The 19,965-nt window shown below is 66.0% G+C and carries 22 protein-coding genes and 2 tRNA genes; 5 read left to right on the forward strand and 19 right to left on the reverse strand.

The annotated features are described in order from the left end of the window. Nucleotides 1-22: 22 nt before the first annotated feature. The 6 genes from AC3EDY_RS00975 to pdhA form a co-directional block, all read right to left on the reverse strand. Nucleotides 23-1,135 (reverse strand): S-(hydroxymethyl)glutathione dehydrogenase/class III alcohol dehydrogenase, encoded by a 1,113-nt coding sequence (locus tag AC3EDY_RS00975; RefSeq protein ID WP_488570577.1) that lies wholly within the window; start codon nucleotides 1,133-1,135, stop codon nucleotides 23-25. A gap of 48 nt (nucleotides 1,136-1,183) precedes the next feature. Then, on the reverse strand, nucleotides 1,184-2,479 hold the full coding sequence (locus AC3EDY_RS00980) for an MFS transporter (protein WP_488570578.1): 1,296 nt from the start codon (nucleotides 2,477-2,479) through the stop codon (nucleotides 1,184-1,186). A 136-nt stretch (nucleotides 2,480-2,615) separates the two neighbouring features. Continuing rightward, nucleotides 2,616-3,086 (reverse strand): EF-hand domain-containing protein, encoded by a 471-nt coding sequence (locus AC3EDY_RS00985; RefSeq protein ID WP_488570579.1) that lies wholly within the window; start codon nucleotides 3,084-3,086, stop codon nucleotides 2,616-2,618. A gap of 74 nt (nucleotides 3,087-3,160) precedes the next feature. Further along, nucleotides 3,161-3,727, reverse strand: a complete 567-nt coding sequence (locus AC3EDY_RS00990; RefSeq protein ID WP_488570580.1) for a hypothetical protein — start codon at nucleotides 3,725-3,727, stop codon at nucleotides 3,161-3,163. 19 nt (nucleotides 3,728-3,746) lie between these two features. After that, a complete protein-coding gene (locus AC3EDY_RS00995) occupies nucleotides 3,747-5,159 on the reverse strand; it encodes a pyruvate dehydrogenase complex E1 component subunit beta (protein WP_488570581.1) in 1,413 nt (470 codons plus the stop codon). A gap of 1 nt (nucleotide 5,160) precedes the next feature. Next, nucleotides 5,161-6,171: a pyruvate dehydrogenase (acetyl-transferring) E1 component subunit alpha gene (gene pdhA, locus AC3EDY_RS01000; protein WP_488570839.1), complete on the reverse strand. Its 1,011-nt coding sequence runs from the start codon at nucleotides 6,169-6,171 to the stop codon at nucleotides 5,161-5,163. 388 nt (nucleotides 6,172-6,559) lie between these two features. Here pdhA and AC3EDY_RS01005 point away from each other — a divergent pair, with 388 nt between their 5' ends. Beyond that, nucleotides 6,560-6,688 (forward strand): hypothetical protein, encoded by a 129-nt coding sequence (locus AC3EDY_RS01005; protein ID WP_488570582.1) that lies wholly within the window; start codon nucleotides 6,560-6,562, stop codon nucleotides 6,686-6,688. 72 nt (nucleotides 6,689-6,760) lie between these two features. On the opposite strand, the gene AC3EDY_RS01010 is transcribed toward AC3EDY_RS01005, so the two are convergent. From AC3EDY_RS01010 to AC3EDY_RS01020, 3 genes are all read right to left on the reverse strand, one after another. Continuing rightward, nucleotides 6,761-6,837 (reverse strand) — tRNA-Arg (locus tag AC3EDY_RS01010). Nucleotides 6,838-6,890: 53 nt separating this feature from the next. Then, a tRNA-Arg gene (locus tag AC3EDY_RS01015) sits at nucleotides 6,891-6,967 on the reverse strand. A gap of 50 nt (nucleotides 6,968-7,017) precedes the next feature. Further along, nucleotides 7,018-7,479, reverse strand: a complete 462-nt coding sequence (locus tag AC3EDY_RS01020) for a (deoxy)nucleoside triphosphate pyrophosphohydrolase (RefSeq protein ID WP_488570583.1) — start codon at nucleotides 7,477-7,479, stop codon at nucleotides 7,018-7,020. 94 nt (nucleotides 7,480-7,573) lie between these two features. On the opposite strand from AC3EDY_RS01020, the gene AC3EDY_RS01025 reads away from it, so the two are divergent. Continuing rightward, nucleotides 7,574-7,756: a Flp family type IVb pilin gene (locus AC3EDY_RS01025; RefSeq protein WP_488570584.1), complete on the forward strand. Its 183-nt coding sequence runs from the start codon at nucleotides 7,574-7,576 to the stop codon at nucleotides 7,754-7,756. Between the two features lie 98 nt (nucleotides 7,757-7,854). Then, a complete protein-coding gene (locus AC3EDY_RS01030) occupies nucleotides 7,855-8,037 on the forward strand; it encodes a Flp family type IVb pilin (RefSeq protein WP_488570585.1) in 183 nt (60 codons plus the stop codon). 126 nt (nucleotides 8,038-8,163) lie between these two features. Here AC3EDY_RS01030 and AC3EDY_RS01035 read toward each other — a convergent pair whose 3' ends face one another. Genes AC3EDY_RS01035 through AC3EDY_RS01050 form a run of 4 tightly spaced genes read right to left on the reverse strand, consistent with a single transcriptional unit; the run spans nucleotide 8,164 to nucleotide 12,177 of the window. Next, entirely contained in the window at nucleotides 8,164-9,111 is a 948-nt protein-coding gene (locus AC3EDY_RS01035) for an acetyl-CoA carboxylase carboxyltransferase subunit alpha (RefSeq protein WP_488570586.1), read from the reverse strand. A gap of 32 nt (nucleotides 9,112-9,143) precedes the next feature. Further along, entirely contained in the window at nucleotides 9,144-10,013 is an 870-nt protein-coding gene (locus AC3EDY_RS01040; RefSeq protein ID WP_488570587.1) for a tyrosine recombinase, read from the reverse strand. Between the two features lie 38 nt (nucleotides 10,014-10,051). After that, nucleotides 10,052-11,941 carry a hypothetical protein gene (locus AC3EDY_RS01045; protein WP_488570588.1) on the reverse strand — a complete coding sequence of 630 codons (1,890 nt, stop codon included), beginning with the start codon at nucleotides 11,939-11,941 and terminating at the stop codon, nucleotides 10,052-10,054. Beyond that, nucleotides 11,938-12,177, reverse strand: a complete 240-nt coding sequence (locus AC3EDY_RS01050; protein ID WP_488570589.1) for a hypothetical protein — start codon at nucleotides 12,175-12,177, stop codon at nucleotides 11,938-11,940. The genes AC3EDY_RS01045 and AC3EDY_RS01050 overlap by 4 nt, the downstream gene beginning before the upstream one ends. Nucleotides 12,178-12,253: 76 nt before the next feature. Here AC3EDY_RS01050 and AC3EDY_RS01055 point away from each other — a divergent pair, with 76 nt between their 5' ends. Continuing rightward, on the forward strand, nucleotides 12,254-12,835 hold the full coding sequence (locus AC3EDY_RS01055; protein WP_488570590.1) for a shikimate kinase: 582 nt from the start codon (nucleotides 12,254-12,256) through the stop codon (nucleotides 12,833-12,835). After that, nucleotides 12,826-13,932 (forward strand): 3-dehydroquinate synthase, encoded by a 1,107-nt coding sequence (gene aroB, locus AC3EDY_RS01060; protein WP_488570591.1) that lies wholly within the window; start codon nucleotides 12,826-12,828, stop codon nucleotides 13,930-13,932. The genes AC3EDY_RS01055 and aroB overlap by 10 nt, the downstream gene beginning before the upstream one ends. An 85-nt stretch (nucleotides 13,933-14,017) precedes the next feature. Here the strand turns inward: aroB and AC3EDY_RS01065 are convergent, their stop codons facing one another. The 6 genes from AC3EDY_RS01065 to zwf are packed head-to-tail and all read right to left on the reverse strand — an operon-like array spanning nucleotide 14,018 to nucleotide 19,725. Beyond that, nucleotides 14,018-14,467, reverse strand: a complete 450-nt coding sequence (locus tag AC3EDY_RS01065; RefSeq protein WP_488570592.1) for a DUF488 domain-containing protein — start codon at nucleotides 14,465-14,467, stop codon at nucleotides 14,018-14,020. Further along, nucleotides 14,464-14,835: a tRNA-binding protein gene (locus tag AC3EDY_RS01070; protein WP_488570593.1), complete on the reverse strand. Its 372-nt coding sequence runs from the start codon at nucleotides 14,833-14,835 to the stop codon at nucleotides 14,464-14,466. Before AC3EDY_RS01070 ends, AC3EDY_RS01065 begins: the two co-directional genes overlap by 4 nt. A gap of 6 nt (nucleotides 14,836-14,841) precedes the next feature. Further along, nucleotides 14,842-15,810 carry a glucokinase gene (locus tag AC3EDY_RS01075; protein WP_488570594.1) on the reverse strand — a complete coding sequence of 323 codons (969 nt, stop codon included), beginning with the start codon at nucleotides 15,808-15,810 and terminating at the stop codon, nucleotides 14,842-14,844. A gap of 27 nt (nucleotides 15,811-15,837) precedes the next feature. Next, nucleotides 15,838-17,658: a phosphogluconate dehydratase gene (gene edd, locus AC3EDY_RS01080; protein ID WP_488570595.1), complete on the reverse strand. Its 1,821-nt coding sequence runs from the start codon at nucleotides 17,656-17,658 to the stop codon at nucleotides 15,838-15,840. Next, the gene (locus AC3EDY_RS01085; RefSeq protein ID WP_488570596.1) at nucleotides 17,658-18,287 is read right to left on the reverse strand and encodes a 6-phosphogluconolactonase; all 630 of its coding nucleotides are present in this window, start codon (nucleotides 18,285-18,287) and stop codon (nucleotides 17,658-17,660) included. Before AC3EDY_RS01085 ends, edd begins: the two co-directional genes overlap by 1 nt. After that, entirely contained in the window at nucleotides 18,280-19,725 is a 1,446-nt protein-coding gene (gene zwf, locus AC3EDY_RS01090) for a glucose-6-phosphate dehydrogenase (protein WP_488570597.1), read from the reverse strand. The genes AC3EDY_RS01085 and zwf overlap by 8 nt, the downstream gene beginning before the upstream one ends. Between the last annotated feature and the right edge of the window lie 240 nt (nucleotides 19,726-19,965).

The following is a 19,965-nucleotide window of genomic DNA, read 5'->3' on the forward strand; positions in this document are numbered from 1 at the left end:
CCGGCACCGCGAAAACGCACGATCAGAAGACGATGACGCTGCGGATCGATTTGCCGGCATGCATCAGATCGAAAGCGGTGTTGATCTCTTCGAGGCCCATGACGTGGGTGATCATCGGGTCGATCTCGATCTTTCCCTGCATGTACCAGTCGACGATCCTGGGCACGTCGGTACGGCCCTTCGCCCCGCCGAACGCCGTACCGCGCCAGTTACGTCCGGTGACGAGCTGGAACGGGCGGGTGGCGATCTCCTTGCCGGCTTCGGCCACGCCGATGATGATGCTGGTGCCCCAGCCACGGTGGCAGGCTTCGAGCGCGGTGCGCATCACTTCGGTGTTGCCGGTGGCGTCGAACGTGTAATCGGCGCCGCCATCGGTCATTTCCACGACCTTGGCCACGGTTTCTTCGCGGCTGAGGCCTTTGGAATTGAGGAAATCCGTCATGCCAAAGCGCCGCCCCCATTCCTCGCGGGTCTCGTTGATGTCCACCCCGATGATCTTGCCCGCACCGGCCAGGCGCGCGCCCTGGATCACGTTGAGACCGATGCCGCCCAGGCCGAAGACCACGACATTGTCGCCCACCTGCACTTTGGCGGTATTGACCACCGCGCCTACGCCCGTCGTCACGCCGCAACCGATGTAGCAGCTGGTCTGGAACGGCGCATCCTTGCGGATACTTGCTACCGCGATCTCGGGCAGGACAGTGAAGTTGGAGAAGGTGGAGCAGCCCATGTAGTGATAGATCGGCTGGCCTTTGTAGGAAAAGCGCGTGGTGCCGTCGGGCATCAGCCCCTTGCCCTGGGTCGCGCGGATCGCGGTGCACAGGTTGGTCTTGCCCGAAAGGCACGATTTGCACTGGCGGCACTCGGGGGTGTAGAGCGGGATCACGTGATCGCCGGGCTTCACGCTGGTTACCCCGGCACCCACTTCGCGAACGATGCCCGCGCCTTCGTGGCCCAGCACCGAAGGGAAAATGCCCTCGCTGTCGAAGCCGTCCAGAGTGTAGGCATCGGTATGGCACACGCCCGTCGCCATGATTTCCACCAGCACTTCGCCCGCCTTGGGTCCTTCAAGATCGAGTTCGACGATCTCGAGCGGCTTTCTGGCTTCGAAAGCGACGGCGGCGCGGGTTTTCATGGCGGTTCCTTCTTGTCGATTTGCGCGGCTTATATCACTGCCGGGCGGTCAGGCCAGCGGATCGTTCCGGCGCGTGTCCCTGAGCATCAGCGCCGCCACCAGCGCCACGGCCGAAAGCGCGGTGACATACCAATAGAACCCGCTTTCATGGCCCCATTGCTTGAACGCCAGTGCCACGTTTTCTGCGGTGCCGCCGAACAGCGCATTGCCCACGCCATAGGCCAGCCCCACGCCCAGCGCGCGCAGATGAACGGGAAAGAGTTCAGCCTTGAACAGCCCGCTGACCGAGGTGTAGAAACTGTTGATCACGAGGCCTGCCAGCACTAGCACACCGGCCGTCCGGACATCCGGCGCGCGGGCCAGGGCAGTGAAGATCGGCACGGTCAGCAGCATCGAGAGCGCGGCGAACAGGATGACGTTCGCCCGCCGCCCGATCCGGTCAGACAGGGCGCCCATGGCCGGCTGGATCACCATGAACACGATGAGCACCACGGTCATCAGCAGGGTGGCATCGGGCTTGGTCATGCCCAGCGTAAGCACCAGATATTTCTGCATGTAGGTGGTGAACGTGTAGAACGACAGGCTACCGCCCGCCGTCAGCGCCATGACCAGCAGGAACGGCCGGGTGTGGTGAATAAGCAGCATGCGCAGCGAGCCGGCGCCGGGCTGGCCCTGCCCGGCCTGGCCGGTTTCGTGCATGTGTGGCGACAACAGCAGGATCAGCGCCGCGCCCGCCGCGCCCAATACGAAGCCGATGCGCCAGCCATAGGCTTTCATCCCGGCTTCGCCCAAACCGTACTGCAGCGCCAGGATCACCAGCGTGGCCAGCAGTTGCCCGCCGATCAGCGTGACATACTGGAACGATGACCAGAACCCCCGCCGCCCCGGCCCGGCAATCTCGCTGAGATACGTGGCGGCGGTGCCATATTGCCCGCCGGTGGAAAACCCTTGAAGCATGCGGCCCAGCAGCAACAGCGCCGGCGCGGCGATCCCCACCTGGCGATAGGTGGGCAGGACAGCAATGATCAGCGCGCCCAGGCCCATCATCAGGACCGAGGCGACCATCGCTTTCCGCCGCCCGCGCCGATCGGCATAACGGCCGAAATACCAGCCACCGATCGGGCGCAGCAGGAAGCCGACGGCAAAGATGCCGCTGGTGGCCATGACCTGTACCAACGGATCGCTCTGCGGAAAGAATTCGGCCGAGAAATAGAGCGCGCTGAACGCATAGATGTAGAAATCGTACCATTCGACGAGATTGCCGGCCGATCCGGCAAGAATGGCGCGCAACCGCTGCGCGTGAGAAAGCGCGGCAACGGCATTGTGGTCGTGTGAAATGGCCATGGCCGGCGCCTTCTCCCGCTGCGAACGGTCTGTTGGCGCAGCTTAGCCGGCCGACGCCAGCCTGCAACCGTAATGCGGTTGCGATCTCAGCCTGGCTGCAGGAAAACGCCTGGCCAAAAACCGCAAGGCTGCCAGTCTACTTGCATCTGCAGGCTGGCGTTTTCACTTTCTGTTTGGTGGTGGCGAATTCGGCGCGGTTGAGTGTGCCGTCGCCATTGGCGTCAGCGCCCTTGAACCTGTTGTCGGTTTTGACCGCCCATTCCTCGAAACTGAGCAGGTTGTTGCCGTCGGTGTCCAGCTTGCGGAAATCCTTGGCGCGGGGTGCCAGCATCTCGTTGCGGGTGATGCGGCTGTCATGGTCCTTGTCGACGTGGTCGAACCGGCGCTGCTCGCGCGTCGCTTCGCTGGCATGGGGCAACGCGGGCCCTTGCAGACCGTCGCCATTGGCCGTGGGCAGGCTGTCGTCCTCCGCCTGCGCCTCGGGCGCGTCGCTCGGCAGGGCGGCCGCCGCCTGCCCGCGCTGCACCGCCGCGTGGCCCTGCCACCAGAAGACCCCGGCCGCGGCAAGCAAGAGCGCGCCCAGAGCGCCGATGAGTATCCTGTTCATGCGATCCCCTTTGCTATGCATTTTTACGTAGGAAAAGGGGATTTCCAACGGGAAGCCGTGCCGATTTGGCCGGATCAACGGCCGGTCAACCCCAATCGCAAGGCGGATAGAAAGCGCATGACCGGCGCCCCGCCCTCGTCGCGCACCGCCATGCCGCGCAACACGGCAAGGGGGCGCATGGCGCGCGGCAAGCGTGGCGCAGGCCCTGACGATGGCGCGAGGCCGCGCCATTCGCGCGCCGCCCGCTCGACAGGAGCCAGATTGGTCACCGCAGAGAGACGCGCCAGGGCGACCATCACGCCGGCCCGCGCCACATCGAGCGCGCCAGGCCCCCCTTCGCCCACATGGAGCGCCTCGTATCCATCGACTAGCGCGACAAGGGCGCCGCGCTCCGCATTCCATGCGCCAAGGACGGCAAGCAGGGGTTCGCCCCTGGGCCACCGGCTAGCATCCTCGCCCAGGCGATCGCGCCACCAGGCCAGCCGCAACTGGATCATGATCGCGTCGCGCCCCTCGCGCGCGGCGTCGGACAGGCGCCGCTCCAAGGCGAAGTATCCGATCCACAACTGCCGGGTCGCGGCGGGGGCATAGCTTGCCGCCAGCCGTTCCAGCGGCGGCAAAGCGTCGATCAGATCCTGCATCGCCTGGCCCGCCCGCGCTTCAGCGGTAGCAGACCTTCTTTACCGCGGCCACAATCTTGCCCGCATCGATCAGCGCAACCTTTTCGAGATTGGCGGCATAGGGCAGCGGCACGTCTTCGTCGCACACGCGCAGGACCGGGGCATCGAGGTGATCGAAGCCTTCCTCCATGGCGATCGCGATGATTTCCGACGCGATCGAACAGACCGGAAAGCCCTCTTCGGCAACGACCATGCGGTTCGTCTTGGCAAGGCTGGCCAGCACGGCCTCCTTGTCCAGCGGACGCAGGGTGCGCAGATCGATCACTTCGGCATCGATGCCTTCTGCGGCCAGTTGCTGGGCTGCATCGAGCGCGAAGCCGACGCCGATCGAATAGGAAACGATCGTCACGTCCTTGCCTTCGCGCACGACGCGGGCCTTGCCGATCGGCAGCACGAAATCGTCGATCTGCGGCACATCGAACGTGCGGCCATAGACCAGCTCGTTTTCCAGGAAGACCACCGGATCCTGGCTGCGGATCGCGGCCTTGAGCAAGCCCTTGGCATCGGCGCTGTCATATGGCGCGATGACCACCAGGCCGGGCACCGAGGCATACCACGGGCCATAGTTCTGGCTGTGCTGCGCACCGACGCGCGCGGCCGCGCCGTTGGGGCCGCGGAACACGATGGGGCAGCGCATCTGCCCGCCGGACATGTAATTGGTCTTGGCGGCTGAATTGACGATGTGATCGATCGCCTGCATGGCGAAATTGAACGTCATGAATTCGATAACCGGCTTGAGGCCGCCCATGGCCGCGCCGGTGCCGATGCCGGCAAAGCCATATTCGGTGATCGGCGTATCGATCACGCGCTTGGCCCCGAATTCTTCGAGCAGGCCCTGCGTCACTTTGTAGGCGCCCTGGTATTCCGCCACTTCCTCGCCCATCACGAACACGGCGGGATCGGCGCGCATTTCCTCGGCCATGGCATCGCGCAAAGCTTCACGCACGGTCGTGGGCACCATCGTGGTGCCGGCCGGAATCTCGGGATCGGCCGCCGGCTTGGCATCGTGACGCGGCGCAATGGCAGCAGCGGCCTGGGCCTTTGGATCGGCCACAGCGGGATCGGTAACGGCCGGAGCATTGGCGGCCGGAGCATTGGCGGCCTGAGCATTGGCGGGCGGCGGCGCCTCGGCTGCCGGCGCGGCAGGCTCTTCCTCTCCCTGCAGAGTGGCGATCACGGTGCCGACTTTCACGCCTTCGGTGCCTTCTGCCACCACCAGTTCGCCGACCGTGCCTTCGTCCACGGCTTCGAATTCCATGGTTGCCTTGTCGGTTTCGATCTCGGCCAGGATATCGCCCGATTTGACCGCGTCACCGGGCTTGACCAGCCACTTGGCCAATGTTCCCTCTTCCATGGTGGGAGAGAGGGCGGGCATTTTCAGTTCGATTGCCATCTCAATAGGTCTCCACCAGCACGTCGGTATAGAGCTCTGCCATGTCGGGCTCGGGCGAGCTTTCGGCAAAGTCGGCGGCCTCGGCCACCCGCTGGCGAATCTTCTTGTCGATCTCCTTGATGGCGTCCTCGCTCACGCCGCGCTTGAGCAGTTCCTGCTTGGCGCCTTCGATCGGATCGTGCTTCTCGCGCATTTCCTGAACTTCTTCACGGCTGCGATACTTTGCCGGATCGGACATCGAGTGGCCGCGATAGCGATAGGTATTGAGTTCCATCAGCACCGGACCATTGCCGCCGCGCACGTATTCCAGCGCCACTTCGGCCGCCTGACGCACTTCCAGCACGTCCATGCCGTTCACCGGCATGCCGGGAATGCGGAAAGCAGTGCCACGGCGATAGAAATGGGTTTCGGCCGACCCGCGCCTGACCGCGGTGCCCATGGCATAGCCGTTGTTCTCGACCACGAACACGATCGGCAGGTTCCATAGCGCGGCCATGTTGAACGTTTCATAGACCTGGCCCTGGTTGGCCGCGCCATCGCCGAAATAGGCCATGCACACACCGCCGTCGTCGCGGTACTTGTGCGCAAAGGCAAGGCCCGCGCCCAGCGGCACCTGCGCGCCCACGATGCCGTGGCCGCCATAGAACCTGTGCTCGGTCGAGAACATGTGCATCGACCCGCCTTTGCCATGGCTGATCCCGGCGCCGCGCCCGGTCAGTTCGGCCATGATCACTTTGGGATCGATGCCGTAGGCCAGCATATGGCCATGGTCGCGATAGCCGGTGATGACGCTGTCGTGCCCTTCCTTGAGCGCGGACTGCAGGCCCACCGCCACCGCTTCCTGGCCGATATAGAGGTGGCAAAAGCCGCCGATCAGCCCGAGGCCGTAAAGCTGGCCGGCCTTTTCCTCGAAACGGCGGATCAGCACCATCTGCTCGTAGAACTTGAGCAGTTCGGCATCCGATGCATCATAGCGCCGGTTGTTCGCGTGCGCCTGCTGGAGGCTGCGCAGGGCGAACGTGGCATCGTCTTCCACCGGGCTGCTCAAGGCCGCGGACACGTCAGGGAGCGACGCCGCTGCGGCGGCAGGCTTGGGAGCGGAAGCGCGGGGGGCGGCAGCACGGGGGGTGGCGGCACGCGGCCTGGCGGACTTGGCCAAGTCTCAATATCCTTGTTCTGGCAGCCTCACGGCCTTGCGTGTTCGCAAAACCAGCTCTTTCCTTGAACCATGATCGCGCGTTTCGCAACGCCCAAGACGCAGCAAAACGACGAAATCTGCATCGGTGACGGCGGTTGCGGAGGTTTATACTAGTATAAAATGAGAATGATTGAAACCGGCAGCGTCGACGCAACCCGCGGCGATCCGATACCGCCTTTCATCGCATTCGAATGCGTACCTCATGGCAGCTCAAATGGTGGCGACGTTATGGAAAGTGAACCGGCAAAGCGACCGGGTGCCCCATGCCGGCGCCAGCCGGCAAGCCCCGCGCGCAGGCTTGACCGTGATCATGCCCGTCGATCAGGAGTAGGACGGTCCGCAGGATGCCGCCGCCGTTGGAGCCACGGCGGCAGTGCCAAGCAATCGTGTCTTTGATCCGACGTGGCGCACCCGGAACGATTCGAACGTCCGACCCTCAGATTCGTAGTCTGATGCTCTATCCAGCTGAGCTACGGGTGCTTGCCCATGTCCGGCCTGTCAAAGGCCTTTTCCCGCACCATGCCCGAAGGGAATGGCGCACCCGGAACGATTCGAACGTCCGACCCTCAGATTCGTAGTCTGATGCTCTATCCAGCTGAGCTACGGGTGCCGGGAAGCCGGGCCTCTATGTCAGACCGCTCGCATTGGCAAGCATCTTGTTCAGGGCGCCAGCAGATTCTGCGCGGTTGTGCACAACGCGATGTCCAGCGGCGGCATTGCTCTGGCGGCGGCCAGATCGTGCAAGGCCCGGGTGCCGACCCATTGCAGCGCGGCGCCCGGCTCTGCCACGGGCGTGCCCGCCCAGACGCCGCAGCGATAGAGCAGCAGCACGAGATCGCGCCCTTCGCCCTCTCGCACGCCAAAGGTCAGCGGATGCAGATCGGCGGGCCTCACGGCAATGCCCAATTCCTCGTGCAGTTCGCGGGCCAGGGCCGTCGATGGCGCCTCGCCAGGCTCGACCTTGCCGCCAGGAAATTCCCACAGACCGCCATGATGCTTGCCCAGCGGCCGCTGCTGCAGCAGCAGACGCCGATCCGTGCCCTGCCCGGCAACCAGGGCAGCGGCAACGACCAGAAGCGGCGTTTCAGATGGCATGGACCCGTCCAGTACGAAAGCGGTCAAGGCGCCAGTTCAACAGGCCCCCATGTCTGGTGCAAGGTTTTCTTAGGTGGTCGCCTGCTATGCCAGTGTCGGGACATGTCATGGGGGCCGTCGGATGCCGGAATTCTTGCGCAAGATCGCACGTGAAAGCGATGCGATGACGGTTGTCGAATATGGCCTTCTGGTTGGAGCGCTTGGGCTTTCGATCGTGTTCGGCCTCAATGCGTTTACCAATCAACTGTACAAGCTTTGGCACATTGTCGAAACCAACACCACCAATGCGGCCAAACGTCATTAAGCGCATTTTAGGTTTTATTGCTTAGAAACGGCGCTGTCCGCAGCGACATCAACGACCGATGCGGGCCGGGAAAAGAAGACCTCTTCAGGAGAATAAAGATGAAGCTGATCCGTGACTTGCTGCGCGACGAAGAAGGCGCCACCGCCATCGAATACGGCCTGATCGCCGCCCTGATCGCCGTTGCTGCCATCACCGCCATGGGCGCGCTGGGCAACTCGCTCGGCAACACGTTCAACCTCGTGTCGAACGACATGAACAACGCTTCGGACGGCAAGCTGTAAGGCTGTCGCGCAAGCGAAAGATCGAAAAGGGACGGAGGAAGGCGGGGGCCTTTCTCCGTCTTTTTTTTGAATATCCGTCTTTTTTGAAAAAGGGCCGCCCACCATCATGGTGGCGGCCCTCTTTGTTCAGGCCCCGATGCGCAGGAAACGCTCGGCTCGCAAAGCGCGCAGTGCGTCGGCATTCTTGCCGGCCAGATGATCGAGTTCTTCCCCGATTGCCGCCGCCAGCGTGGTGCAGGTAGCCGCCGGATCGCGGTGGGCGCCGCCGACCGGTTCGGGCACGACCCGGTCGATCACGCCCAGTGACAGCAGATCCTGCGCCGTGACTTTCATGGCTTCGGCCGCTTCGGGCGCCTTTTCGGCGGTGCGCCACAGGATGGAGGCGCAGCCTTCGGGCGAGATGACCGAATAGACCGCATGTTCCAGCATCAGCACGCGCTCCGCACTGGCCAGAGCAACCGCCCCGCCCGAGCCGCCCTCGCCCACGATCGTGGCGACCATCGGCACGCCCAGCGCAAGGCACGCTTCGGTGGACCGGGCAATGGCTTCGGCCTGGCCCCGCTCCTCTGCCTCCACGCCGGGAAATGCGCCCGAGGTATCCACCAGCGTCACCACCGGCAGGCCGAACCGGCTGGCCATTTCCATCAGGCGCACCGCCTTGCGATAGCCTTCGGGTTTGCCCATGCCGAAATTGTGGCGGATGCGGGTTTGCGTATCGTGGCCCTTTTCGTGGCCGATCAGCATGACGCGGCGATTGCCCAGGCGGGCAAAGCCGCCGACGATCGCCTGATCCTCGCCAAAAACCCGGTCACCCCCCAGCGGCATGAACCCGGTGAACATCCGCTCGACGTAATCGCGGAAGTGGGGGCGCGACGGGTGGCGGGCGACCTGGGTTTTCTGCCAGGGCGTGAGCGCGCGATAGGTGTTGGCCAGAAGTTCGGCCGACTTGGTCTCAAGCCGGCGGATTTCGGCAGCGATGTCGAGTTCACCGCTGGCGGCGGCGGTATCGCGCAATTCGGCGATACGGGCTTCCAGGGCGGCGACCGGCTTTTCGAATTCGAGGTACGAAATCATGGCGCCTGCGCTAGGGATACGCACGCGTTTGGTCAATGGTTGCGCACGCGAGGGTCGCGCACGGGAGCGTTGCGCAGGGGATGCTTTTCGTTGACCAGCGCAACCAGCCGCGCGCCGTCGACATGGGTGTATATCTCGGTCGTGGCGATATCGGCGTGGCCCAGCAGGGTTTGCAGCACGCGCAGATCGGCGCCGCCTTCGAGCAGATGCGTGGCAAATGCGTGGCGCAGCACGTGGGGGCTGACCTTGTCCGGATCGATTTCCGCACGCACCGCCAGATCGCGCACCAGCTGGAACAGCCGCACGCGCGACAGGTGCCCGCCACGCGGCGAGGGAAACAGGTGGCGCGATCGCCCCGGGCGCACGGCGACCCAGCGGCGCAGCGCCGCCAGCGCGCGCGTCGATACCGGAACCAGCCGCTGTTGCCCGCCTTTGCCGGTTACGGCCAGGAACGGCACGTCGCGCGGCAGGGCTGACAGTGGCAGGGACACCAGTTCGGTGGCCCGCAAGCCCGATCCGTAAAGCAGTTCCACCAGCGCCAGCAGCCGCACACCCTCGGGCGTGCCGGCCGCGGCATCGGCTTCCGCGGTTTTGAAGAACCGGTCGATTTCCGCATGATCGAGCAAGCGCGGCAAAGGGCGCCGGGCGCGCGGGCGCATCATGGCGGCAGAGGGATCGTCATCCCGCAGGCCTTCGTCCCGGGCAAAGGCCATGAACTGGCGCAGCGCGGATATCTTGCGCGCCTGGCTGGCGGGGGCAAGTTTGGCCCAGCTTTGCGCAAGCTGCGTCAAGGCTGCCTGATCGGCCAGGAGCAGGTTGCCGACGATGCGTTCGGCATCGGCAAGATCGCGGCCATAGGCAGCAAGGGTATTGGCCGCGGCACCGCGCTCTGCCGCCATCATTGCCAGGAAAGCGGCAACAGCGGGCGCCCCGGCCGGTGTCAAACCCGCGCCACCGCTTCGGCCGCGATCATCCGGGCCTCACCTTCGAGACCCACGCGGCGCAGGGCCGAAACGATGTGGTAAAGATGCACGGCGGTCATCTTGTCCCAGCGCGTGGCCTGCATGCCAAAGCCGGCAAGCAAGGCCACGAGCGCGGGATTGCCCGACCGGGCGGCATCGTCGATGGCTCTGGTCCAGCGCGTCTGGCGGCCAAGGTCGATCTTGAGCTGGCCGGCAAAGGCCTGCGCCGTTCCATCGTCCACCCGGCCCAGGCCCATCAAGCCGGCGAGCAGGAACTGCGAGCGCAGCGCGCCCGGGGTGTCGTCCGCGCCTTGGAACTTGTCCAGGGTATCGGCACCGATCGCGGCGACCTTGCTGGGGGCGGCCAGCGCGACCAGACCCCAGGGTTCGCTGCCCGCCGCCACGACCGGCGCCCAGCGCAGGGCATTGGCATCGAGCCCTGCCGTCAGCATCGAAGCGATCAGCCCGCCGGCATCCTCGGACAGATCCGGGCTGGGCACCGTGCGTGCGGCCGCATAGGCCGTCAGCACCAGGCGGGAGTAGGCGCGATCGGGATTGTCAGGCGTGCCCCAGAGCGCCTTGATCGCGGCTAGTCTGTCGGCAGCGGCGGGCGCTGTATAGGCCGTGCGCAACTGGCCCGCCAGCGGCCCCCAGGTCTTGTCCTGATCCGCCCCTTCCTGGGCGTTGATCTCCGCCAACTGGCTGTAAAGATCGACCATCGCCGCGCTCGACAGCACGCCGCGACCCGCCGCGACATCGGCCGCCGCGCAGCGCGACGGCAGCGGCAGCATCGGCGCGCGCACGGCCAGCATCGCATAATCGGCCCATGCCTGTTCGCGCAGGGCCGGTGGCGGCTCGATCCCCACGGCGAAGGCCAGGCCCGTGCGCCAGGGCGTGAGTTGGTCGACCCCGTTCCATTCGATGGTCACCGCGCGCCGCGTGGCGGATGTGGCGCCGGCCAGCCGCTGCGCCAGCAGAATATCGATCTTGTCGGTGCCGCCACGGCGCAGCGCGCGATCGAGTTGCGCCATGGCCGGCGGCCCATCACCCGTGAAGGCAGAGCACATGGCGCGGGCGAGATCCCACTGCACGCCCTGCCGCGCGGCCGCGGTCAGCGCCGTGATCGGACACAGCCCGACCGGATCGGCCGTGGCCAGGAACGCGCCCATCGCCGCATCCTCGAGGCCGGGGGTGAAGAACCCGCTATCGACGGATTGCACCATGGCGCGCGCGGCATCGGCCTCTCCCATGCGCAGCAGCAAGGCAGCGCGCAGAGCCGCCCAATCGGCGCCGTTCATGCCCACCGGCGTGTCCATCCGGCTCGCGAGCGCGCGACGCAGCAGGATATGTCCCCAGCGCGAAACCACCGGGCCACGCATGCGGCCCAGCAACTGCTCGACAAAGGCGCCGTTCAGATAATGGGTCGAAGCTGCGGGAAAGCCGCCATCGACCTCGTCGATAACGCCGACCCGCGCCAGACTGCGCTGCACGTTGGGCGGAATGTCGTATTTGGGCTGGGCCTTGGCGATCAGCGCATCGAGCGTTGCCGGATCGAGCGAGTCGAGCGGGTCTGCCGGGCCGGCAAGGCCGGTCACATCGGCATCGTCGGCCAGGGGGAGCGGCTGGATCACCGGGGATGGAGCAGCGGCAGGCGGCGGGGCTGCGGCGCCCGGCCGGGGCGCTGGCGCGACGGCGGGCTTTGCCTCGGGCCTGGGGGTGGGCGCCGCTGCCGGCCTGGGCCGCGGGGGCGGGCTGGCCGGCTTGTCGAATCCGGGCGGCAGCAAGGATTCCTGTGCAAGCAGAACGCCAGTCATGCCGGACAGGGCAATGCAGCCCAGCAGGGCCTGGCGCAAAAGGCGCGGTGTCATGGTGCGATTCCCGAACTGGGTGCGATTCCCGAATTGGCGGCGGGCGCGGCAATCGGCTGTTCGATCCAGGCGGCCCGCCGTGGTCCGCCCAGTTTCCAGGCCGCCACGACCAGCACGCCCAGTATCGCCATGGCCAGGGCACCCGAGACAGTCAGCCAGAGCCAGCGCTTGCCCTTGCCGACGCCGCCGTGCCGGTGCCGATCGGCTTGCGCCTGTTCGTCATTGCCTGTCTGCATCGATCCCCGACCGTTCACATTGTCAGCCGCCGCAGCGCTTGCGCTTGGCCCTAGCGCAAGTATAGCCGGCGCGGCAATGGAGCACGACAGCGCACCTCTTTCCACGGCGGAAATCGCCCGCATCGCCCGCCGCGTCGATCGGCCGGTCGTGCTGGTCGGCATGATGGGCGTGGGCAAGACCACGGTGGGACGCAAACTGGCCGGCCTGCTGTCGGCGCCGTTCGTCGATGCCGACGAGGAGATCGAGCGCGCCGCCCACATGTCGATCCCGGAAATCTTTGCCATCTATGGAGAGGCCTATTTCCGCAGCGGGGAGCGTCGCGTCATCGCCCGCCTGCTTGATGGCGAGGCCCAGGCCCCGTGCAGGGTGCTGGCGACGGGCGGCGGCGCGTTCGCCGATCCCGAAACGCGGCGCCTGATTCTGGACCGGGCCATATCGGTCTGGCTCGATACCGATATCGACACGCTGGTCGAGCGCGTGGGGCGCAAGGACAATCGCCCCCTGCTGCGCGCCGGGAACCCGCGCGAGATCCTCACCCGCCTGCGCGAGGAGCGCCGCGCGGCCTATGAACAGGCGGCGATCCATATCACCAGCGGCAGCATGCCCCATCACATGACGGCCGGCCGCATCCTGAAAGCGATTGATGCATGGCTGTAATCCCCGTCGCCATTGCCGGCGCGCCTTATGACGTGGTGATCGAAGACGGCGTGCTGGCCCGCGCCGGAGCGCTGTGCCGCCCGTTCCTGCGGGGAAGCGACGTCGCCATCGTCACCGACGAAAACGTGGCTGCCGCCTGGCGCGATACCGTGGACGCCAGCTTCGCGGCGGAGGGGATCGCGGCGCACTGGCTCGTCCTGCCCGCAGGAGAGGGTACCAAATCATGGGACAGCCTTGCCCGCGTGGTCGATTGGCTGCTGAGCCTGGAAGTGGAACGCAAGGATAACGTGGTGGCGCTGGGCGGAGGGGTGATCGGCGATCTCACCGGCTTTGCCGCCGCGATTCTCAAGCGTGGCTGCGGGTTCATCCAGATGCCCACCACGCTGCTGGCACAGGTCGATTCCAGTGTGGGCGGCAAGACGGCAATCAATACGGCCCTTGGCAAGAACCTGGTAGGCGCGTTCCATCAGCCCAGCCTGGTCCTTGCCGATCCGCGCAGTCTCGATACCCTGCCTCTGCGCGAGGTGCGCGCCGGCTATGCCGAAGTGGTGAAGTACGGGCTGATCGACGACGTCGCGTTCTTTGATTGGTGCGAGGCGAATGCGCCGGCGCTGCTGGCCGGCGATCCCGAAGCGCGCGCACAGGCCATCGCCCGCAGCGTGGCGGCCAAGGCCCGGATCGTGGCGGCCGACGAAAGGGAGACCACCGGCGTGCGCGCCCTGCTCAACCTGGGGCACACGTTCGGCCATGCGCTGGAAGCCCAGACCGGCTTTTCCGACCGGCTGCTCCATGGCGAAGGCGTGGCGCTGGGCATGATCCTGGCGGCTCGCTATTCCGCGCGCACCGGCCTGATGCGCGGCCAGGATGCCGAGCGCGTGGCCGCCCATATCGCCGCGGTCGGCCTGCCCGCCTCGCTCAAGGCCCTGGCCCTGGGCTGCGACGGGCAGACCCTGAAGAACCACATGCTGCACGACAAGAAGATGGACGCAGGCATTCTGCCCTTTCTGCTCATGCGCGGCATCGGGCAGACGTTCCTGGCGAAGAATGTCGACCTTGCCGATGTAGCGGCGTTCCTGGACGAGGAGCTGACGCGGTAAGTTCCACGTCAGTCGGGGGAGCGAGTGGACGGCGTGGAGGAAATCAGCGATGCCTTGCCAACAGGCATTGCTGCGCCTGGCTGCGTCAACCGTTATCCGGCACCAGATCCACTGCCCGAAATTCCGGCAGAACCGCGTGGCGCAGCAATGTCCGGTGGCATTCCGGGGCGGCGCGTTCATAGCATAGCAGTGCTACGCGCTGTTCCCGGGCCAGGGCGTGAAGCTGCGCGCCGGCGGCGATCGCTTCGGGCAGTTCGAGCTGGCCGGCATAGATGCGTTCCAGCGCGGCATGATCGTGCCGGCGCGCCGCCGCGCGGCCCTCTGCCGGCGTGCCGAGTGCTTTGAAATGGGCATAGGCAATGCCCGCCTGCATCAGGGCGCCGGCCAGCGCCGTCTTGGAGAACCCGGGGCGGCGCGACAGGGGCAAGGCGCGCACATCGGCCAGAACTTCGACCCCTGCCCGCTTGAGCGCGCCGATCACGCCATCGAGCGTGGCCTGTTCATAGCCGATGGTCCAGATCGTGGGCACGGTCACAGCAGCCGCGCGCCGTTGGGAACCGGCCGTTCGGGACCGGCGAGAACCACGCGGCCCTGTTCGTCGGCAAAGCCCAGCGTCAGCACTTCGGACATGGCCTTGCCGACCTGGCGCGGGGGAAAGTTCACGACAGCGACAACCTGCCGCCCGACGAGCCCGGCCGGATCATAGAGCGCGGCCACCTGGGCACAGCTTTTGCGATGGCCCACGCCGGGGCCGAAGTCGATCATCAGCTTGACCGACGGCTTGCGCGCGCCCGCCAGCTCCTCGGCCGAGAGAACGGTGCCGATGCGGATATCCACTTTCAGAAAGTCGTCAAAAGCGATGGTCCCTTCCGGCCTGCGCGCAGGATCGTGAACGACGTGCATGGCCGATCAACTCCGATTGGCTTGCGCGAAGGCGGCGGCAGCGCCGAACAGGCCCGGCTGGGGGTGGGTGATCAGCTTGACCGGCATCTGCGCCATGATCTGTTCGAACCGCCCCTTGGCGCGAAAGCGTTCGGCAAAGCCCGAGCGCACCAGCGTGTCACTTATGCGCAGGCCAAGCCCGCCCGCCATCACCACGCCCGAGGCGCCATGTGCCAGGGCCAAATCGCCCGCCACGCTGCCCAGCGACAGGCAGAACCGGTCTATCGCCGCGGCGGCCAGGCTGTCTTCGCCGCTGCTGCCCAGAGTCCAGATCGCCTTGTCGTCACGCGGAACGACAGGGGTGCCTTCGATCTGGGCCAGCGTTTCATAGATATCGACGATGCCTGGGCCGGCCACCACGCGTTCCACCGAGACGCGGCGGTGACGTTTGCGCAGCCGCGCCAGGATGGCGTCCTCGATACCGTCGAGCGGGGCATAATCCATGTGCCCGCCCTCCGTCGGCTGCACCTGATAGCCTTGGGCGTGGCGCCAAAGCTGGGCGACGCCAAGCCCGGTGCCGGGGCCGACGACACTGATGACGCCAGTTTCGGGCAAGGCGGCATCGGGGCCGGAAAGGTGGATGAAATGGTCCGGCCCGGCCTGGGCCACGGCATGGGCGACGGCGGCGAAATCGTTGACCACGACATAGCGGTCAGTCCCCAGCTTCTGAGGGATCAGCGCGGGGCGGATGATCCAGGGGTTGTTGGTGAACCGGATCACCTCGCCCCCCACCGGCCCGGCCACGGCGATGGCGCAAGCCGGCGGCAACGATCCGCCCTGCTGGCGGGCGAAATCCTCCCAGGCCAATTGAAAGCTGGCATGTTCCGCCGTCTTGAGCGTGACCGCTTCACCAAGGCGGGTAACCCGCCCGCCCGCGACGCCCGCCAGGGCAAAGCGTGCATGCGTTCCGCCGATATCGACCGCAACCAGTTCCATGACAGCCTCCCCCGAATCCGCCGGTATCTAAAGACCCGCCACAGCCAGCATGGCCGAGCCACCGCGTTCGGCCGGATCGGCATGATGGCGCATCAGGGTGAACAGTTCGCGCCCCACGCCCATCGCCGCAGGCGGGGCCGAAACGGTTTCGCGCGCGGCCCATTCGGCGGCATCGACCAGCGCATCGAGCCGGCCGGTCACGGCGCAGACCCGCACCATGTCGCCATCGCGGAGCTTGGCGAGCGGGCCGCCCTGTTTCGCTTCGGGCGAGACATGGATGGCGGCCGGCACTTTGCCCGATGCGCCCGACATGCGGCCATCGGTGACCAGCGCCACGCGAAAACCCCGATCCTGCAACACGCCCAGCGGCGGCGTCAGCTTGTGCAGTTCGGGCATGCCGTTGGCCGCCGGCCCCTGGAACCGGACCACGACGATCACGTCGCGCTCCAGCTCGCCGGCCTTGAAAGCCTTGAGCACGTCGTTCTGATCGGCAAAGATCCGGGCTGGTGCTTCGACCGTCCAGCGCGCGGGATCGACGGCACTGACCTTGATCGTGCCGCGCCCCAGATTGCCTTGCAGCAGGCGCAGGCCGCCCTCGGGCTGGAATGGCGCGGAAACCGGGCGCAACATGCTATCGTCGCCGCTTGCCTGCGGGGCCGGATTCCAGACCAGCCTGTCACCGTCCATCACCGGCTCCTGCGCGCCTTCAGCCAGCGAGGCGCCATAGACGGTGCGAATGTCGCCATGGGCAAGGCCCGCGTCCAGCAGTTCGCGGATGACATAGGGCATGCCGCCCGCCGCATGGAAATAGTTCACGTCGCCCGCGCCGTTGGGATAGATGCTCGCGATCAGCGGCACCACGCGCGAAAGCTCGTCCATGTCGTCCCAATCGATCTGTATGCCTGCCGCGCGCGCCATGGCGGGCAGATGGATCACGTGATTGGTCGATCCGCCGGTGGCGAGCAGGCCGACCACGGCATTGACAATGGCCTTTTCATCGACGCACCGCCCCAGCGGGCGATAATCGTCACTGTCCCAGCCGATCTGCGCCACGCGGTGCACGGCCGCGCGCGTCAATTCCTGGCGCAGCCTGGTGCCGGGCAGCACGAAGCTGGACCCGGGCATGTGCAGGCCCATCATTTCCATCATCATCTGGTTGGAATTGGCCGTGCCATAGAACGTGCAGGTGCCCGCCGAATGATAGCTGGCGCTTTCGGATTCAAGCAGTTCCTCGCGCCCCACCTTGCCTTCAGCATAGAGCTGGCGGATGCGGACCTTTTCCTTGTTGGCAAGGCCCGACGGCATCGGCCCGGCCGGCACGAGGATAGTCGGCAGATGGCCGAAGCGCAGGCCGCCGATGATCAGGCCGGGCACGATCTTGTCGCAGATGCCCAGAAACAGCGCCGCTTCGAACATGCCGTGGGAAAGGCCGACGGCCGCGCCCATCGCGATCGTGTCGCGGCTGAACAAAGACAGCTCCATCGAATCCTGGCCCTGGGTCACGCCATCGCACATGGCCGGAACGCCACCCGCCACTTGCGCGGTTGCGCCCACTTCACGGGCGAAGACCTTGATCTGTTCGGGATAGCGGCCATAGGGCTGATGGGCAGACAGCATGTCGTTATAGGCCGTGACAATGCCGATGTTCAGCGCCTTGCCGGCGCGCAACGCGGGCTTGTCGTCTCCGGCAGCGGCAAAGCCGTGCGCCAGATTGCCGCAGGAAAGGTTGGCGCGGTTGACGCCAGCCTCGCGCGCGCGATCGATCAGGTCGAGATAGGCGGCACGGGTATCGCGGCTGCGCGCGACGATGCGGTCCGTGACTTTGGCCACGGTGGGATGAAGGGCCATCATTCGCTCCAGTAGATGGTGACTGGCGGGCCGTCGGCACCGCGCAGGAACTCGGAAACGGGGTAATCGGCATTGCCCGCCAGCACGTCTTCGATCAGCGCCTTCTTGGCCGCGCCGGTCACCACCAGAATGATCTCGCGCGTCGCCTTGAGTGCGCGCGCTGTCAGCGTGAGCCGATCGTACGGCGCTTCGGGCGGCAGGGGAACCGGTGTCGTGGCGATGACCGTGGCGCCGGGGCGGAGCAGCGCCTGCATGGTGGGAAACAGCGAGGCGACATGCCCATCCTCGCCCATGCCCAGCCAAACCAGATCGAACGGCGCCACGCGCGCGCCTTCTTCAAGGCGTTCGAACCGGGCGCCGCTGTCACCCAGGGCGGCGTAAAGCTTGCCGAAATTGCTGGCAGGATGATCGTCCGGCACCCGGCGGTCGTCGGTCAGGGCAAGGGTCGCCCCGCGCCAATCCAGCCCGCGTTCCTTGAGCAGGGCCAAAACCCCGAGCGGGGTGGAGCCCCCGGTCATTGCGAGGCGTTTTTCGCCCGGCCGCGCCAGTTCGGCGGCAATGCGGTCGGCCACGGCGGCCGCGTCTCCGGGCTGCGCCCAGCGCACGCGAGGATGCGCGCGGTCAGTCATTCCAGCTTCTTCCGTCGCGTTCGGTCAGGGCGATGGCGGCGTTCGGCCCCCAGCTGCCGGCGGCATAGGGTTTGCACTCCGTCTCGTCGCCCGCCCAGACGGCGCGGATGGCATCGACCCAGCGCCACTGGGCCTCCACCTCGTCGCGGCGCACGAACAGCGTCTGCTCGCTCTCGATCAGGTCGAGCAGCAGGCGTTCATAGGCGATGCGGCGGCGCGCCTTGGCAAAAGCCTGGGTCAACGACAGGTCGAGGTTCACCTCGCGCAGCACCACCCCGTTGCGATCCAGCCCCGGCTCCTTGGCCATGACCTGAAGCCGCACGTATTCCTCGGGCTGAAGGCGGATGACCATGCGATTGGCCTGCAAACGGCCACCCCGGCCGGCAAAGATGTTGTGCGGCACCTGCTTGAACTGCACCACGATTTCCGAACGGCGCTCGGCCAGGCGCTTGCCGGTGCGCAGGTAGAACGGCACGCCCTGCCAGCGCCAGTTGTCGATATGCGCCTTGATCGCCACGAAGGTTTCGGTGCCCGAGGCAGTGCCCAGATCTTCCTGATAGCCGGCAACGCTTTCGCCCTTGACGGCACCGGCGCGATACTGCCCCCGCACCATTTCCTCGGCTTTCACGGCCCGCAGCGCGCGCAGCACTTTGACCTTTTCGTCGCGGATCGACGTGGCGTCGAAATCGCGCGGCGGCTCCATCGCGGTCAACGCCAGAAGCTGGAGCATATGGTTCTGGACCATGTCGCGCAGGGCGCCCGTATCGTCATAGAACCCCTTGCGGCCCTCAAGGCCCACGGTTTCGCTGATCGTGATCTGAACGTGATCGATATTACCGGCGTTCCATTGCGGCTCGAACATCATGTTGGCAAAGCGCAGCGCCATCAGGTTCTGCACGGTTTCCTTGCCCAGATAATGGTCGATGCGGAAAATCTGGTTCTCGGCAAAGGCGGCGGCAACCGCGCCGTTGATGCGGCGGCTGGACGCCAGATCGTTGCCCAGCGGCTTTTCCAGGCCGATCCGCACGTTATCGTGCGCCAGGCCGGCGCGGCGCAACCCTTCGATCGTCGGTTCGAACAGGGCCGGCGCGGTCGAAAGGAAAATCGACAGGCCGCAACTCGTATCGCCGAGCTTGGCAGTCAGCGCCGAAAAGCCATCGACGTTCGCGGCATCGAGCGTCTGATATTCGAGCCGCGCCAGAAAGCTTGCCAGCCTGCCTTCATCCTTGCGGTCGGCCGGCAGGAACTCGTTGAGCGCGGCCTTGGCCAGTTCGCGGAATTCGGCATCGTCGTGTTCCGATCGGGCAGTGCCGACAATGCGCAGGTCCGGATCGATCAGGCCGTCCTCATGCAGGGCATAGAGCGACGGCAGCAGCATGCGCCGGGCCAGATCGCCAGTCGCGCCAAAAAGCAAAAGCGCAGAACAACTGTCGGCCATCGGCGGTCTCCTCTTGTTCACGCAGCCGCGCGGTCGTGCATGGCAACGTGTGGCCCCTTCGAAAGGTCCGTGATCGGTCCAGCCCTAGTCGCTCGAAAGGGCGGATGCACGTTGCATAAGTATGCAAGCAGGTTTGCGGTAGCGGGACCGGGTAATTCGATTGCAAAAAGGGTTGACCGAGCCATCGTCCCCGCCTTCAAGGAAGGACGCTTTGCGAAAATCGGCGTTCGAAAACTGACG

It is taken from the genome of Novosphingobium sp. DS6-6 (assembly GCF_057784975.1).